The organism is Thermotomaculum hydrothermale (assembly GCF_016592575.1).
Classification (GTDB): Bacteria; Acidobacteriota; Holophagae; order Thermotomaculales; family Thermotomaculaceae; genus Thermotomaculum; species Thermotomaculum hydrothermale.
On the sequence record NZ_AP017470.1, the window covers coordinates 1,499,128 to 1,514,281 of the forward strand.

Below are 15,154 nucleotides of genomic sequence, written 5' to 3' on the forward strand. Positions count from 1 at the left end.
TCCACCTCACTCAACACTGGCAGGGTCTATTTTAATTCCAGGCCCCATTGTTGTTGAAATATAAATTGAGTGGATATATCTGCCCTTTGCCGAAGCGGGTTTTGCTTTGATTATAGCCTGAATATACGCCTTTGCGTTTTCAATTAACTGATTCTCTTCAAAAGACTTTTTACCGATAGCATTGTGAACAATACCGGTTTTATCAACCTTGTACTCAATCCTACCAGCTTTCAACTCTTTCACAGCATTAGCCACATCAAAAGTGACAGTTCCCGCTTTCGGGTTAGGCATCAATCCCCTCGGACCCAAAATCCTACCAAGTTTACCGACATGTCTCATCATGTCAGGCGTTGCGATTAGAGCATCGAACTCCATCCAGCCACCCTGGATCTTTTCAACAAGATCCTCGCCACCGACAATATCTGCTCCGGCTGCCTCTGCTTCCTTGTACTTATCACCGGAAGCGATAACAGCAACCTTAACTGATTTACCGGTGCCGTGGGGCAATACCAGAGTTCCCCTTACCATCTGGTCGGCATACTTAGGGTTTACACCCAGTCGCATATGAATTTCAAATGTTTCATCAAAATTTGCATATGCGACTTCTTTTGCCAACTTTATGGCTTCATCAAGGGGGTACTCTTTGTTAGGCTCGATCTTCTCTAACGCCTGACGATACTTTTTACCCCTCTTAGCCATAGCACCTCCAATTAGTATCTACCACTTTAGCCCGTGGTCAGGCTTAATAAAGTTAATCCTCTATGGTAACACCCATTGAACGGGCGGTACCTTCAACAATTCTCATTGCTGCCTCAATATCATTTGTATTAAGGTCAGGCAACTTAATCTGGGCAATCTCTCTCACCTTATCCCTCTTTAACTTACCAACCTTTACCTTATTAGGCTCAGACGAACCTTTTTCAATTCCTAACTCTTTCATAATAAGGTTGGCAACAGGAGGGGTTTTTGTGATAAATGTAAAAGACCTATCCTGATAAACAGTTATAACTACAGGAATTACCATCCCCATCTGGTTCTGTGTTCTTGAGTTAAACTGCTTGCAGAAATCCATAATATTAACACCATGCTGACCCAATGCAGGGCCGATAGGTGGTGAAGGATTAGCCTTTCCCGCCTCAATCTGTAATTTAATCTGTCCAATTACTTTCTTCGCCATTGTAAACCTCTCTATGTTCTATTTATACTTTCTCTACCTTAAGAAAACCTAACTCAACAGGAGTTGATCTACCAAATATAGTAACCATAACCCTTACAGTACCTTTATCAGCATTAACCTCTTCAACAGTACCAATAAAGTTTTTAAAGGGACCGTCAATAATTTTAACCTTATCGTTAGGCGCAAATTTAATTTCAGCCTTGGGTTTTTCCCTTGAAGTTTTAACCTGGCTGAGAATCTCTTCAACCTCTTCATCTGTTAAAGGTTTGGGCTTTTTACCGCCAACAAACCCTGTTACCTTAGGAGTGTTCCTTACAAAGTGCCAGAGATGGTCATCCATCTCCATTTGAATTAAAATATACCCAGGAAAAAACTTCTTAACGCTCTCAACCTTTTTACCTTTTTTTACCTCAACTACCTTTTCGGTAGGGATCAAAATCTGGGTAATTTTATCTTCAAGGCCGAAAGCTTTAATTCTTTTTTCCAGCGTTTCCTTTACTCTGTTTTCATATCCCGAATAGGTGTGAATTATGTACCATTGTAACGCCATTACTTACTCCCCAAGGCTTAAGTGCCCAAAACTCTGTAGATATACTCAACAACGGTGGAAATCACCTTGTCGGAAGCATAAATTGCAGCCGAAAAAACAACTGTTAAAACAATGACAGCTATAGTTGTTGCAATAACATCATCCTTGGTCGGCCATGTAACCCTTTTCAACTCCTTCCAGGAATCTTTTAACCATTGAACAAAATTTGCTAACTTTTTTGCCATTTCTCACCTCTAAAAATGGCAGGCCAGGAGGGATTCGAACCCCCAACCCTCGGATTTGGAGTCCGATGCTCTACCAATTAGAGCTACTGGCCTACCTATACTTATTTACGCTTTGGCTTCTTTGTGTACCGTGTGCTTTCTACAAAACCTGCAATATTTTTTCAACTCCAGCTTTCCAGTCATCTTCTTCTTATTCTTTGTAGTAGTGTAATTTTTCCTCTTACACTCGGTGCACTGCAAACTAATGATATCTCTCATTTTACCACCTATTACTCAATAATTTTTGTAACTGTTCCTGCTCCAACAGTTCTTCCACCTTCTCTGATTGCGAATCTTAAACCCTGCTCCATTGCAATCGGAGTGATGAGTTCTACCTTGATTGTCAGGTTGTCGCCAGGCATTACCACTTCTCTTCCATCTGGTAATTCTATTGTCCCTGTTACGTCTGTTGTCCTGAAGTAGAATTGTGGCCTGTAACCTGCTCTGAATGGTTTGTGTCTTCCACCTTCTTCTTTGGTGAGGATGTATACTTCGCCTTCGAATTTGGTGTGCGGTGTGATTGTTCCAGGTTTTGCCACTACCTGTCCTCTTTCTACTTCTCTCTTGTCTGTTCCCCTGAGTAAGAGTCCTACGTTGTCTCCTGCTTCTCCTCTGTCAAGGATTTTTCTGAACATTTCTACGCCTGTTACTACTCTTTTGATTGTCGGCCTGATTCCTACGATTTCTACTTCTTCACCTGTTGTGATTACGCCTCTTTCTATTCTTCCTGTTACAACTGTTCCTCTTCCGGAGATTGAGAATACGTCTTCTATTGGCATTAAGAATGGTTTGTCTACGTCTCTTTCTGGTAGTGGGATGAATTCGTCTACTGCGTCCATGAGTTCAAGGATTGGGCCGCAGTTTGGGCATTCTCTTTTTCCACAGGAGCATTCAAGTGCTTTTAAGGCACTGCCTTTGATTACTGGTACTTCGTCTCCAGGGAATTGGTATTCGTTGAGAAGCTCTCTTACTTCCATTTCTACTAATTCAATGAGTTCCGGGTCGTCTACCATGTCTACTTTGTTTAAGAATACTACTATGTATGGTACGTTAACTTGCCTTGCAAGTAGTATGTGTTCTCTTGTCTGGGGCATTGGACCGTCGTATGCTGATACAACTAAGATTGCCCCGTCCATCTGTGCTGCACCGGTGATCATGTTTTTTACGTAGTCTGCGTGGCCAGGGCAGTCAACGTGTGCATAGTGCCTTTTTTCTGTTTCGTATTCTACATGCGCAGTGTTGATGGTGATTCCTCTTGCCTTTTCTTCTGGCGCGTTGTCAATTTCATCAAATGACTTGGGCTGTACTGTTCCCAAATAGTTAGCAAGCACATTGGTGATTGCCGCTGTCAGGGTTGTTTTTCCGTGGTCAACGTGACCAATTGTTCCTATGTTTACGTGCGGTTTCGTTCTTTCAAATTTTTCCTTTGCCATAAATCTCTCCTTTAAAAGATTTTATTTACTGGAGCCCACGACCGGACTTGAACCGGTGACCTCTTCCTTACCAAGGAAGTGCTCTACCTGCTGAGCTACGTGGGCATTTTTTCATTTCCAGATTCAAAAAAATAAAAAAATACAATGGAGCGGGTGATGGGATTCGAACCCACGACCCTCAGCTTGGAAGGCTGATGCTCTAGCCAGCTGAGCTACACCCGCAACCAAAAAAAATGGTGGGGAGAGGAGGATTCGAACCTCCGAAGCCTTACGGCAACAGATTTACAGTCTGTCCCCTTTGACCGCTCGGGAATCTCCCCACTTTTTATTACCGCGTTTCAGACGCGGCAGAAAAAATATTAACATAAAATTCGTAAATTGCAACAAAATTTTTTATAAAAAATAGAATTTTTTTTAACAGCCAACAATAGCAAAAAAATACTTTATATTCTGTAAATACAGGGGGATTGCCCACAGTGGTTGCACCTCTTTTTAAACTCATGGTGTTCTACCTGTAAATCTCCCCACTCAACAAAAAATATAACTGTTTTTTTTGGGGAAAGAGAAAAATTTTCCCTAACTTTAACCCCTATTTTATCAAGGTAAAGGTACTCCGCTATCCTTTTATTCTCAATTAAAGGCACTCGCCCTATACCCGGGCTTTTCCTGAAGCTCTGTTTTTCACCCTCAGATTTTGAGGAGCATATTAGAAAATTAACATAATCAACTATCTTTTCCACAAGAGCATTTGCAGAGTTTTCAAGCAAATACCTGAAATAATCCATCCCCTTTTTAGAATAATATTCAAAGGCAGAATCTATATCAGAGCCTAAAGTAACACATGCAAGGGAAAGCCTTTTTAATGGGAATGGTGGTTTATATTCCTCAAATTCAAAAAAGTCAAGGTCTGCATCAAGGTTGTAAACATAGGCTACAGAAGACAATTGCATTACCTCTTCTATAGCCCTTTCAATATCAACCTTTTGCTTACTGTCCAGATTTTCAGGTTTTACCTTAATCCAGGGCAAAACCTCTGCCACAGAAAGGGATAAATCAAGTTCAATCAATTTAATTCACCTTAACCTTAGCAAATCTCCTTTTCCCTACCTTAATTATATACTCTCCCTCAGAAGGATTAAAAACAAAAGATGGGTCGCTTACCTTTTCACCATTTATGGAAACTCCGCCCTGTTTTATTAGCCTCTTTGCCTCAGATGCTGATGAGGCAAGTCCATTGTCTGCAAGAAACCTTGCAAAGGGGTATTCTCCCTTGTCTATATTTATTTCAGGCATATCGTCAGGCAACTGTTTTTTAGCAAAAACCCTTTCAAATTCCTCTTCAGCTTTATCTGCATCCTCTTTTGAATGGAAGTCACTTATTATCATTTTAGCAAGTTGTTTTTTAACATCTTTAGGATGCCTTTTTCCCTCTTTAACATCTTTTTTCAACTGCTCTATCTCTTTCAAAGTCATATCTGTAAGCAATTCATAATACTTAAACATTAAATCGTCTGAAATAGACATTAATTTACCAAACATCTCTTTAGGTGGCTCATTTATTCCAACATAATTGCCAAGGGATTTACTCATCTTCTCAATACCGTCAAGCCCCTCTAATATAGGCATTGTCATAACAACCTGGGGTTCCAACCCGTATTCCCTCATTAAATCCCTTCCAACAAGAAGGTTAAAAGTCTGGTCTGTTCCCCCCAATTCTACATCGCACTTTAATGCAACAGAATCGTAACCCTGACAGAGTGGATAGAGAAGTTCATGAAGGGCAATAGGCCTGTTTTCTTTTAACCTATTTGAAAAATCATCCCTCTCCAGAATTCTTGCCACAGTGTACTTTGAAGCAAGCCTGATAAAGCCTTCGCTTCCTAACTCCCCAAGCCATTTGCTGTTAAACTCTATAATTGTTTTTTCAGGGTCTAAAATCTTGTATATTTGCTTTTTATAGGTTTCGGCATTTTTTAATACCTCTTCTTTGGTTAACTGTTTCCTTGTTTTAGATTTCCCGGAAGGGTCTCCAATCATTCCGGTAAAATCTCCTATAAGAAAAACAACCTCATGTCCCAAATCCTGAAAGTGTTTCATCTTCCTTATAATAACAGTGTGCCCTAAATGTAAATCAGGTGCAGTCGGGTCAAAACCCACCTTTACCCTCAGTTTTTTACCGCTTTCCAATTTTTTCTTTAAATCTTCCCTCTGGATACAGTCAACAGCACCTTTTGTAAGGTAATCAAGTTGTTCCTCAATTGTCATGTCTTTTACATTCACCATATTATTCTCCCTCTATATAAACTTTATTGTTTTTAATTTCTATTTTGTTTTCTGCAAAAAGGTTAATCGCATAAGGATAAAGCTCGCACTCAGCCTCAAAAACCCTATTTGCTATACTTTCCGGTGTGTCTTTTGCAAACACAGGTACGCACCTTTGTGCAATTATCAAACCTTTATCGTATTCATCATTTACAAAATGGACAGTGCAACCTGTAACCTTTACCCCGCTTTCCCATACCGCTTTATGCACCTTCATACCGTAAAACCCCTTACCGCAAAACATTGGAATTAGTGCCGGGTGAATATTTATAACCCTGTTTTCATAACCTTGAGGGATATAGTACATCTTTAAAAACCCGGCAAGGACAATTAAATCAGGGTTAAATTCAAGTATAAATTTGTTTATTGCTTCGCTTAACTCTCTATGATTTTTTATGTCAAAACCCTTTGCAGGAATACCGTAATCTATAGCCTTTTTTAACCCCAAAGCAGTAGTTTTGCTTGAAGCAACACAAACAATTTCAGCCTTTAATTTTCCTTCTTCTATTTTTTTTACAAAATTATCAAGTGTCCTTCCTGTACCAGAAAGGAGAACAGCTATCTTGATTCTCTTATCCATTATATTAAAACCACCTTTTTAAATCCACTTTCTATCACACCTATTTCAAAAACCTCTTCCTTAACAAGAGAGTAAAATTTTTCAATATTTTCAGGTGACACAATGCAAACCATTCCTATTCCCATATTAAAAACCCTGTAAGCCTCTTTTTTAGATACATTGCCATTCTCAACAAGGAAATTAAAAACAGGAAGAACAGGCACTCTATCTTTTTTAATAATTGCATCGCAATTATCAGGTAGTACCCTTGGGATATTGTCAAGGAAGCCACCGCCTGTTATGTGAGCCATGCCGTTAACAATACCCTCTTCCACCGCTTCTTTCAGTATTGGGTAATAACTTTTATGCACCTTTAACAACTCTTCCCCTACTGTGCAACCTAAATCTTCAACATAATCGTCTACTTTTAATTTTAAATCTTCAAATATAATCTTTCTGGCAAGGGAATAACCGTTTGTGTGTAGCCCTGTTGATTTAAATCCCAAAATCAAATCACCAGGTTTAATGTTTTCACCTGTTATAACCTTATCTTTTTCAACAATCCCTGTAATAAAGCCTGCGATATCATACTCCCCTTCAGAATAAAAACCTGGCATTTCAGCCATTTCTCCACCTATAAGGGACATTTCATTGTTTTTACATCCCCTTGCAAGCCCTGAAACAATATCTTCTATAACTCCTGCTTTCAACTTCCCAGTTGCTATGTAATCTAAAAAGTAAAGTGGTTTAGCACCCTGCACAAAAATGTCGTTTACACAGTGATTGACAAGGTCTTCACCAACAGTATCGTGAATTCCTGTCATGAATGCTACCTTTAACTTTGTACCAACTCCGTCACAACTTGAAACAAGAACAGGGTTGGTGTAACCTTCTGGAATTTGAAAAAGGGTACCAAAAGAACCTATACCAGTCAGAACATTAGAAGTAAAAGTTGATGCGACAATTTTTTTTATCCTTGATATAGCTTTATCTTGCTCGTCGATATTTACCCCTGCCTCTTTATATTTTGAGTTTTCGTTTGTCATACCCTTCTCCATAAAACTTGATAAAAGAATTATCCTAACATAGCCTTAAATTGTCAATATAAATCAAAATAGAGAAAAAAGTGATTATGCTCTATAATGTAAATTATGAAAAATTCAAAAAAGTTTGTCGGCGTATCACAAAATCAATTTTTTGAAATTCTTAACAATAAAACTGCTCAAAAAATAAAAATTGAAGGATATAAAAAAATCTTAATCCCCTACAACAGCAAATTTTCTTTTTGTATTTTTGTATCAGAAACAACAAAAGAAGATTTTTTGCCTCTCTTTATGGAAGATATTTTAAAAAATATTCCTGTGCCAATTATAATTTTTGACAATAATTTTAAGACAATTTCAACAAATATAACAAATTTTATAGAGAGCAATTTTTTTGAAAAATTAAATAAAAAGGCTGTAGAGATTGGCAAACAAAACATAAGCAAACTTTCTTTATTAGAAAGTGTCACAGAAAAACTGAAAATATTAAACAAAGAGTACAGGCTTTTTATTAACCCATTAATAAAGGGGGAAACCAACCCCGGATACATCTGCACTATTGAAAATCTTGCAATAAAAAACGCAAACAACATAAAAGAAATAAGCAAAATAGCGGAAAATATTATTTCTGCTTTAAGCTTTGAAGATTTAAGTTCCGGAATTGAGAGTTTCAAAAAACTTCTCCATTTAAAAACCGCAGGATTTTATATAAACAAAAATAATTGCCTCTCTCTTGTATTTTCACCAGACGAAAAATCTGAGAAAACAATTGATTTGCCTGCAATGATTAAAAAGGAATTTGAAAGAAAAAGATTGTTCACATTACACAGGGAATTATGTCTATTTTTAAATCCATCACCTGATTCAGGAAAATATTTTATCTTTTTCAAAATTAACTATCTAAAAAAATTTGATTTTATTTTTATAGCAAGTTCAGATTCTCCCATTGAACCAAGAAGAATTCAACAACTTAACTGGCTGTTAAAAGTTTGTTATCAATCAATTCTACGGCTAAAAAGAAAAAACAGCGTGATTGATATTTTTGATAACTACCAACTACCTGTGATTTTGGTTAACAAAAAAACAATGAAGATTGTTTATTCCAACTCTAACTTCAAAAACTATTTTGGAAAAAGCATTATCTTTTTAAACGAGATTTTCGCGCCTGAATCAAACATAAAATTATTAAAGGGATTAGAGCAAGCATTTGAGCCTTTTACTGATTATTTTCAAACAATACTAAAAGATAACTTTAAATCAATTGCAAAAGCCATAATTATCCCTGATATTGTCTTTGAAGATAACAGTTTTTTTGCCGTAATATTTAAAACGCAAAGAGATGAGATAAACCTAAAATTTACAGAAATAAACACATCGAAAACCAATAGAATTTCACTGGAAGCAATCCTTAAATTAACTGAGAAATACACTGCCTTAATAACAAAAACAAAAAATATAGAAAAATCAATTAATTACATATTAAGTGATATAGCAAAACACCTTAACCTAAAGTTTTCATTAATAGGAAAACTAAATAGAGTAGGCAACTCAATCAACATTCTTTACGAATATTTTGTTGAAGATACCACCAATAGCAAAAAAATAGCAACCATTTTAAAGAAGAAAAAAAAGGTCCTATTTCAAAAAAATGAGAAAGTTTTCGAATTATATGAAGATGAAAAAACAGGTAGAATTTTTGCTACAAAGTTGAAACCAATTCCTAATATGGAATATATCTGGGTTTCAGGAACTAAAAAAAGTATAAAAGAGAGCATTAAGGAAAATCTTGCAATATCAAACTTTGCAAACATACTCCAAATTATGTTAAGAAAAAAAAGTAAGGAATCATCTTTGACAGAAATCCAAAGGGAGAAAGAAAAATTTGAAAAAATTAATAATGAAATAATATCAACACTATCCCATGAAATTAAAACACCTCTAACTTCAATAATAGGATTATCTGAAATATTAACCCCACAATCTGCAGAAAAAGAAAAGGATGTAGTAAGCGCCATTAAAACAAACGCCCTTAATCTTCTTAATTTACTTGAAAACATACTTCAAATTAACAAAATGAAACAGAATGGGATTGAAGTAGTAAAAAAACAAAATATAAACACAAATGAATTTATGGAAAATATTAACAATTTTGTTAAGGGAATAAATAAAAACCCTAATGTTACATTCAGAATTCAAATGAAAAATCCTAAACCATGTTTCTACCATGACCCTATTGTAATATACAGAATAATAGTAAACCTACTTGATAATGCATTCAGATATACAAAAAGAGGAGTTGTCACCCTTGCAATTACTTTTTACAAAGAAAAATTGCTAATTGAAGTAAAAGATACAGGGGAAGGAATTAGCAAAGAAAATCTTGACAAAATTTTTATCCCCTTTTTTCAAGAATCATCATCTTTAAAAGGCAACAGAAAAAACTCCGGGCTTGGACTATATATTGTTAAACAACTATGCGATATAATTAAGGGAGAGATAATGGTTAATAGTGAGAAAAATGTAGGGTCATATTTTAAAATTACAATACCATTGAAGGATTGCCATGAGCACAATTCTAATAGTTGACGACGACCCCGATATCAGGTTTACATTTGCAACTTTATTAGGGATGCACAATTTCAAAGTACTAACACTACCTGAGGGGAAAAATATTTTTGAAACTCTAAAAAACAACAATGTTGACTTAATAATTTTAGATATTATCCTTCCAGAAGAAAGCGGTATAGAAATTTTGTCTAAAATAAAAAACCATGAAGAATTTAAATACATCCCCGTAATTATGTTTACTGCAAAAGATTCTGAACAAACACTGAAAGAAGCCTTTGAATCAGGTGCTAACGATTTTATTGCCAAACCTGTAAAAAGTGTTACAGAGCTTATTGCAAGAATTAATGCTCACATTAAAATTAAAAAGTACGAAGACGGGTTAAGAAAAATAAACCTTGAGAAACAGCTTGAAATATTGAAACAAATTATGGTCACCATTGAACATAGTTTAGGGCAACCTCTAACTGTTATTTTTAGTTATTTGTCCATTCTGGAAAAGGAAGCATTAAAGAATCCTGATTTTTACTCTAAATTCTCTCCAATTTTTAGCAAAATGAAAAATTCAACAGAAGAAATAAAAAATACAGTTGAAAAATTAAAAGGTATTACAAATATAGAAATAACCCAATATGTACAATCTATAAAAATGTTAAAAATTGAAGACACAAAAAAAGACCGGGATTAACCCGGCCAGTTTATTTTCTCAAAAACAAAAATTATTCCTCTTTTTGTTCTTCTTTATCTTTCTTGATAAAGTCTTTCATCAAGTCACCTAATGTAACTCCGCCGCCCTTTGAAACTTCCTCAGTTTTTACTTCCTTTTTCTCTTTTTTAGGCTTATCTTTTTTAGCTTCTTTAGGTTTAGCCTTGGCTTTTTCTTCAGCCTTTTTCTTTTCCATCTCTTTTCTTTCTCTGTCAATTATTACCTGTCTAATAGAAAGACCTATCTTTTTCTCAATAGCATCAACCTTAACTATCTTCATCTCTTTAACATCACCAATATTAAGAACATCAGAAGGCTTGTCAATCCTTTCCTTTGAAATCTCAGAAACATGGACAAGTCCTTCAATATCTTCGTCTAACTCAACAAATGCGCCGTAATCCTCAAGTTTAACAATCTTCCCTTCAACCACATCACCCATCTGATACTTTGAGAAAAACTTCTTCCATGGGTCTTCTGTCAACTGCTTAATTCCCAATGCAATCTTTTGATTTTCCCTGTCTATATTGAGGATTTTAACTTTAACCTTTTCCCCAGGTTTAACAATCTCTTCAGGGTTTTTAACCCTCTTTGACCAGCTCATATCGCTAACATGGATAAGTCCATCAACTCCATCGTAAACTTCAACAAATGCACCAAAATCGGTTACATTTTTAACTTCTCCCTCAAAAACATCTCCCACTTTAAACTTCTCTTCAATAACATCCCATGGATTGTCCTTAATCTGCTTCAACCCCAAAGCAAGCCTTTTTCTTTCTCCATCGACTTCAAGAACAACCGCTTCAACCTCATCACCTAATTTAAAGTAATTCTGGGCATTTGAAATCTTCTTTGTCCAGGAGATATCATTTATGTGAATAAGACCTTCAACACCAGGTTCAACCTCAACAAATGCACCGTAATTTTTAATATTAACAACCTTACCCTTAATCTTTGTCCCCTGAGGATATTTTTCTTCTATATTTTTCCATGGGTCTTCCATCTTCTGTTTATACCCGAGTGAAATCTTTTCATTTTCCCTGTCAATTGAAAGAATAACCACCTCAACCTCATCACCTACCTGAAAGAAATCTGAGGGATGAGATACCTTACCCCACGAAATATCAGAGATATGAAGTAACCCATCAACACCGTCAAGGTCAATAAAAACCCCGTAATCAGTAATATTTTTAACCCTACCCTGAACCAGGTCCCCCTCTTTTATTGAGGAAAGGAGTTTTTCTTTCTTTTTATTTAACTCATCCTGTACAAGCTCTATCCTTGAAACAACACAACTCTTTGGAGTGTATTTTATTACAAGAAAATCAAATTCCTTTCCTACATATTCAGAGTCTTCTTTTCTAAGTCTTCTCACATCAACCCTTGATTGAGGCAAGAAAGCAATTTTTCCACCTAAATCAACATTAAAACCTTTATTTACAATCTCAGTAATCTTACCTTTGATTGGAGTCTTATTTCTATAAGCCTCTCTAATCTTCTCTTCAAACTTTCTTGCAAAAGCTTTTTTGAAAGATAGTCTTACTTCTTTATCTGTAATTTTATCTACAACAACTTCTATTTCATCTCCCTCTTTAGGAAGCTCGTTGCCTGTATCAATAAAATCGTTTACATTTACAACCCCTTCTACCTTGTGTCCTACATCTACATATACACTATCATCATTCAATGAAATTACCCTGCCCACAACAATCTGTCCCCTTGAAACTGAATTAGGTGAAGCGTCATGCTCTTCAAGAAGTTTTTCAAAAGATTCTTTTTCCTCTTTTTCTTCATTAGCTTTAGCCTCTTCTTTAGCAGGCTCTACTTTTTCAGAGGATTCCTCCTGAATCTTTTCGGTGACCTCCTTAATTTCTTTTGTTTCTTCTAATTTTTTTTCCTGTTCATTAACCATAATATTCCCCCTAAACCTGAATAAAAATACCGGAAAGCACAATGCTTCCAGGCTGATGGAATATTATAGCAATACCTTATATTTATTGCAAGTCAAATAACTATTTAATATAATATTTGATGAATAGATTTTATTTAAGGAGTTAATTTTGTATAGGTTAATATCTTTTTTGGGTATTTTTTTTAGGCAGTGTAACATTAATTGTGTCAGGGAGAAAAAAAACTCCTTTCGGGAAGGAGAGGTTAAAATAACCTCAGAAGAAAAATTCCCGAAAGGAGGTACCACCAATGAGTGATTTAATTTTCACTCAATTTAAAGAATTTTTCAAGAAAATGTTGCAGGAAATGTTGTTGGAAGAGAGGGAAAGATACTTAAAAGAAGCAAGAGGCCAAACAAGGGCAAACGGTTATTATAAGCGAACGCCTAAAAGCTTTTTAGGAGAGATTGAATTGCAAATTCCAAGAACAAGAGACAGTCAGTTTAAGGTTAAATGGCTTCCCCAGAGAAAAAGGGTAATGTTTTTTCTTGAAGATATTGTGGAGGCAATGTTTATAGCAGGAGTATCCACAAGAAAGACAGCAGGGGTAATTAAAAATCTCATAGGGGCTAACATATCCGCTCAATATGTAAGCAGGATAAGTGAAATATCTGAAGAAGTAATTGAAAAATGGAAAAACAGCAGATTAACAAAAACATACCCCGTGCTATACATAGACGCAACATACATTTCATTAAAAAGAGACAGTGTGGCAAAAGAGGCAGTATATGCAGTATTGGGCCTGTCTGAAGACGGTAAAAGAGAAATTTTAGGATACTTTCTTCCTGGAGGAAACGAAAAAGCATCCCTCTGGCAGGAAATATTCAGGGATTTAAAAGAAAGAGGCTTAAAAGGAGTAAAACTGATTATAAGTGATGATTTAACAGGTTTATCTGAAGCGATAAAAGAAGAATTTCCTGAGACTATGCACCAACTTTGTTGGTTTCACCTGAAAAGAAACATAAAAAACAGAGTAAGAAAACATCATTTTGAGAAAATAAAAGAAGAATTAGACGAGATAATGAAATGCGAAAGCAGGGAAGAAGGGAAAACCAAACTTCTTGCATTTATTGAAAAATGGAAAAAGATATACAGGTTTTTAAAAAACATTAAGGCAAAAGTTGATAACTATACATTCTTTCTCCTTGCCCCTGATGAGATAAGAAGTTACTTCAGAACAACAAACTGGATGGAAAGGTGTTTTAAAGAGTTAAAAGATTACATACGAATACGAGGATTTTTTCAAAATGAACAAAGTGCAGAGAAGTTTCTTTACATTTTCTTCACAGACAAGAATGAGAAGTATCAATCAAGGAGTTTAAGGTATTCTTCTTCTTTTAATCGCTTTTTTTCTTCTCTTTCCCGGGAGGCTTCCCATGCCTGACACAATTAACTTGACATTACCTTTTTTTATGCTTTTTATTGCCTTTCTTTTATCCGAAAACAAGAAAGAAATAAAAATAAAACCTGTTGTAGGGGGAATATTACTTCAATTTGTCTTTGCCCTTTTAATTCTTAAAACAACAACAGGGAGGGAAATATTTCAACATATTGAGATTTATGTTTCTAAACTTATGGAGTTTTCAATTAAAGGGGCATCATTTGTGTTTGGCAAACTTGCTAACCAGAAGGATAAAAGTATCGGTTTTATTTTTGCCTTTCAGGTTCTGCCCACAGTAATCTTTTTCTCCTCAATTATGTCTATTCTTTATCACCTGAAAATTATGCAAAAAGTTGTAAAGGGAATGGCATGGGTAATGCAAAAAACAATGAAAATTTCAGGGGCTGAAAGCATGGCAGTTGCTGCAAATTCTTTTATAGGCCAAACTGAAGCACCCCTTGTTATAGCACCTTATGTAAAAGACATGACAATATCTGAGCTTGCAACCTTAATGGTTGGAGGATTTGCCACAATAGCAGGATCAGTTTTAGTAGCTTATGTCAGTTTTGGAGTAAGTGCAGGTCACCTTGTAGCAGCAAGTATAATGTCAGCACCTGCTGCCGTTGTTATAGCAAAAATAATCTACCCTGAAACAGAGGAACCAAAAACCCTTGATTTAAAACAGGTAGATATCCCTATCACAACCTCAAACATCATTGAAGCAGCAAGTGAGGGGGCAACAACAGGTATGAGGCTTGCTTTAAATATTGCTGCAATGCTTATTGCTTTTATAGCATTAATAGCTCTTGCAGACGCAATGTTAGGGGTTTTCGGATTATCTTTAAAAACAGTTTTAGGGTATATATTTTATCCCTTTGCCATTGCAATGGGAGTTCCTGTGGAAGACTGCGCTAAATTCGGATACCTGTTAGGCACCAAAGTTTCAATAAACGAGTTTGTTGCCTACCTTGAATTAGGGAAAATGATACAGGCCAAAGCACTTAGTCATAGAAGCGTGGTACTTGCAACCTATGCGTTATGCGGGTTTGCAAACTTTTCATCAATAGCAATTCAAATAGGGGGCATAGGCGGGCTTGCCCCTGAAAGAAAAAAAGACCTTGCAAAAATAGGGTTAAAGGCTATGATTGGTGGGGCGTTGGCCTCGTGGATTACGGCATGTATTGCCGGGATTTTAATTTAAATAGGGAG

General features: G+C 35.8%; 15 protein-coding genes and 4 tRNA genes. 4 read left to right on the plus strand and 15 right to left on the minus strand.

From position 1 onward, the window contains the following. Positions 1-6 precede the first annotated feature (6 nt). The 14 genes from rplA to purM all read right to left on the minus strand — a co-directional run bounded on the left by rplA (position 7) and on the right by purM (position 7,350). A complete protein-coding gene (rplA, locus tag TTHT_RS06880) occupies positions 7-699 on the minus strand; it encodes a 50S ribosomal protein L1 (protein ID WP_201327241.1) in 693 nt (230 codons plus the stop codon). A gap of 52 nt (positions 700-751) precedes the next feature. Further along, positions 752-1,177, minus strand: a complete 426-nt coding sequence (rplK, locus tag TTHT_RS06885) for a 50S ribosomal protein L11 (RefSeq protein ID WP_201327242.1) — start codon at positions 1,175-1,177, stop codon at positions 752-754. A 22-nt stretch (positions 1,178-1,199) separates the two neighbouring features. After that, on the minus strand, positions 1,200-1,727 hold the full coding sequence (gene nusG, locus TTHT_RS06890) for a transcription termination/antitermination protein NusG (RefSeq protein WP_201327243.1): 528 nt from the start codon (positions 1,725-1,727) through the stop codon (positions 1,200-1,202). A 17-nt stretch (positions 1,728-1,744) separates the two neighbouring features. Further along, complete coding sequence (gene secE / locus TTHT_RS06895) at positions 1,745-1,951, minus strand: preprotein translocase subunit SecE (RefSeq protein ID WP_201327244.1); 207 nt, start codon at positions 1,949-1,951, stop codon at positions 1,745-1,747. 16 nt (positions 1,952-1,967) lie between these two features. Further along, a tRNA-Trp gene (locus tag TTHT_RS06900) sits at positions 1,968-2,044 on the minus strand. Positions 2,045-2,056: 12 nt separating this feature from the next. Next, entirely contained in the window at positions 2,057-2,209 is a 153-nt protein-coding gene (gene rpmG / locus TTHT_RS06905) for a 50S ribosomal protein L33 (RefSeq protein WP_201327245.1), read from the minus strand. Between the two features lie 11 nt (positions 2,210-2,220). Beyond that, the gene (gene tuf, locus TTHT_RS06910; protein WP_201327234.1) at positions 2,221-3,423 is read right to left on the minus strand and encodes an elongation factor Tu; all 1,203 of its coding nucleotides are present in this window, start codon (positions 3,421-3,423) and stop codon (positions 2,221-2,223) included. A gap of 29 nt (positions 3,424-3,452) precedes the next feature. Further along, positions 3,453-3,528, minus strand: a tRNA-Thr gene (locus TTHT_RS06915). A gap of 40 nt (positions 3,529-3,568) precedes the next feature. Then, a tRNA-Gly gene (locus tag TTHT_RS06920) sits at positions 3,569-3,645 on the minus strand. Positions 3,646-3,657: 12 nt separating this feature from the next. Beyond that, positions 3,658-3,743, minus strand: a tRNA-Tyr gene (locus TTHT_RS06925). A gap of 123 nt (positions 3,744-3,866) precedes the next feature. Continuing rightward, positions 3,867-4,490 (minus strand): hypothetical protein, encoded by a 624-nt coding sequence (locus tag TTHT_RS06930; RefSeq protein WP_201327246.1) that lies wholly within the window; start codon positions 4,488-4,490, stop codon positions 3,867-3,869. Position 4,491: 1 nt separating this feature from the next. Beyond that, complete coding sequence (gene tyrS, locus TTHT_RS06935; RefSeq protein ID WP_201327247.1) at positions 4,492-5,706, minus strand: tyrosine--tRNA ligase; 1,215 nt, start codon at positions 5,704-5,706, stop codon at positions 4,492-4,494. A 1-nt stretch (position 5,707) separates the two neighbouring features. Beyond that, entirely contained in the window at positions 5,708-6,325 is a 618-nt protein-coding gene (gene purN, locus TTHT_RS06940; RefSeq protein ID WP_201327248.1) for a phosphoribosylglycinamide formyltransferase, read from the minus strand. Then, a complete protein-coding gene (purM, locus tag TTHT_RS06945) occupies positions 6,325-7,350 on the minus strand; it encodes a phosphoribosylformylglycinamidine cyclo-ligase (protein ID WP_201327249.1) in 1,026 nt (341 codons plus the stop codon). The genes purN and purM overlap by 1 nt, the downstream gene beginning before the upstream one ends. Positions 7,351-7,455: 105 nt before the next feature. Between purM and TTHT_RS06950 the strand changes: the two genes are divergently transcribed. Further along, entirely contained in the window at positions 7,456-9,933 is a 2,478-nt protein-coding gene (locus TTHT_RS06950; protein ID WP_201327250.1) for a sensor histidine kinase, read from the plus strand. Then, positions 9,911-10,600, plus strand: coding sequence for a response regulator (locus TTHT_RS06955; protein ID WP_201327251.1), 690 nt, complete (start codon positions 9,911-9,913; stop codon positions 10,598-10,600). Before TTHT_RS06950 ends, TTHT_RS06955 begins: the two co-directional genes overlap by 23 nt. Before the next feature lie 31 nt (positions 10,601-10,631). Here the strand turns inward: TTHT_RS06955 and TTHT_RS06960 are convergent, their stop codons facing one another. Then, positions 10,632-12,527: a 30S ribosomal protein S1 gene (locus tag TTHT_RS06960; protein ID WP_201327252.1), complete on the minus strand. Its 1,896-nt coding sequence runs from the start codon at positions 12,525-12,527 to the stop codon at positions 10,632-10,634. Positions 12,528-12,814: 287 nt separating this feature from the next. Here TTHT_RS06960 and TTHT_RS06965 point away from each other — a divergent pair, with 287 nt between their 5' ends. Beyond that, entirely contained in the window at positions 12,815-13,948 is a 1,134-nt protein-coding gene (locus tag TTHT_RS06965; protein ID WP_201327094.1) for an IS256 family transposase, read from the plus strand. Then, a complete protein-coding gene (locus TTHT_RS06970; protein WP_201327253.1) occupies positions 13,941-15,146 on the plus strand; it encodes a NupC/NupG family nucleoside CNT transporter in 1,206 nt (401 codons plus the stop codon). The genes TTHT_RS06965 and TTHT_RS06970 overlap by 8 nt, the downstream gene beginning before the upstream one ends. The last annotated feature ends 8 nt before the right edge of the window (positions 15,147-15,154 follow it).

Excerpts from the sequence above, each read along its gene's own strand:
- rplK (WP_201327242.1), bottom strand. The coding sequence starts at position 1,177 with ATGGCGAAGAAAGTAATTGGACAGATTAAATTACAGATTGAGGCGGGA.
- purM (WP_201327249.1), bottom strand. The coding sequence starts at position 7,350 with ATGACAAACGAAAACTCAAAATATAAAGAGGCAGGGGTAAATATCGAC.
- tuf (WP_201327234.1), bottom strand. The coding sequence starts at position 3,423 with ATGGCAAAGGAAAAATTTGAAAGAACGAAACCGCACGTAAACATAGGA.
- purN (WP_201327248.1), bottom strand. The coding sequence starts at position 6,325 with ATGGATAAGAGAATCAAGATAGCTGTTCTCCTTTCTGGTACAGGAAGG.
- rplA (WP_201327241.1), bottom strand. The coding sequence starts at position 699 with ATGGCTAAGAGGGGTAAAAAGTATCGTCAGGCGTTAGAGAAGATCGAG.
- TTHT_RS06970 (WP_201327253.1), top strand. The coding sequence starts at position 13,941 with ATGCCTGACACAATTAACTTGACATTACCTTTTTTTATGCTTTTTATT.
- TTHT_RS06960 (WP_201327252.1), bottom strand. The coding sequence starts at position 12,527 with ATGGTTAATGAACAGGAAAAAAAATTAGAAGAAACAAAAGAAATTAAG.
- TTHT_RS06950 (WP_201327250.1), top strand. The coding sequence starts at position 7,456 with ATGAAAAATTCAAAAAAGTTTGTCGGCGTATCACAAAATCAATTTTTT.
- tyrS (WP_201327247.1), bottom strand. The coding sequence starts at position 5,706 with ATGGTGAATGTAAAAGACATGACAATTGAGGAACAACTTGATTACCTT.
- TTHT_RS06965 (WP_201327094.1), top strand. The coding sequence starts at position 12,815 with ATGAGTGATTTAATTTTCACTCAATTTAAAGAATTTTTCAAGAAAATG.
- nusG (WP_201327243.1), bottom strand. The coding sequence starts at position 1,727 with ATGGCGTTACAATGGTACATAATTCACACCTATTCGGGATATGAAAAC.
- secE (WP_201327244.1), bottom strand. The coding sequence starts at position 1,951 with ATGGCAAAAAAGTTAGCAAATTTTGTTCAATGGTTAAAAGATTCCTGG.
- rpmG (WP_201327245.1), bottom strand. The coding sequence starts at position 2,209 with ATGAGAGATATCATTAGTTTGCAGTGCACCGAGTGTAAGAGGAAAAAT.
- TTHT_RS06955 (WP_201327251.1), top strand. The coding sequence starts at position 9,911 with ATGAGCACAATTCTAATAGTTGACGACGACCCCGATATCAGGTTTACA.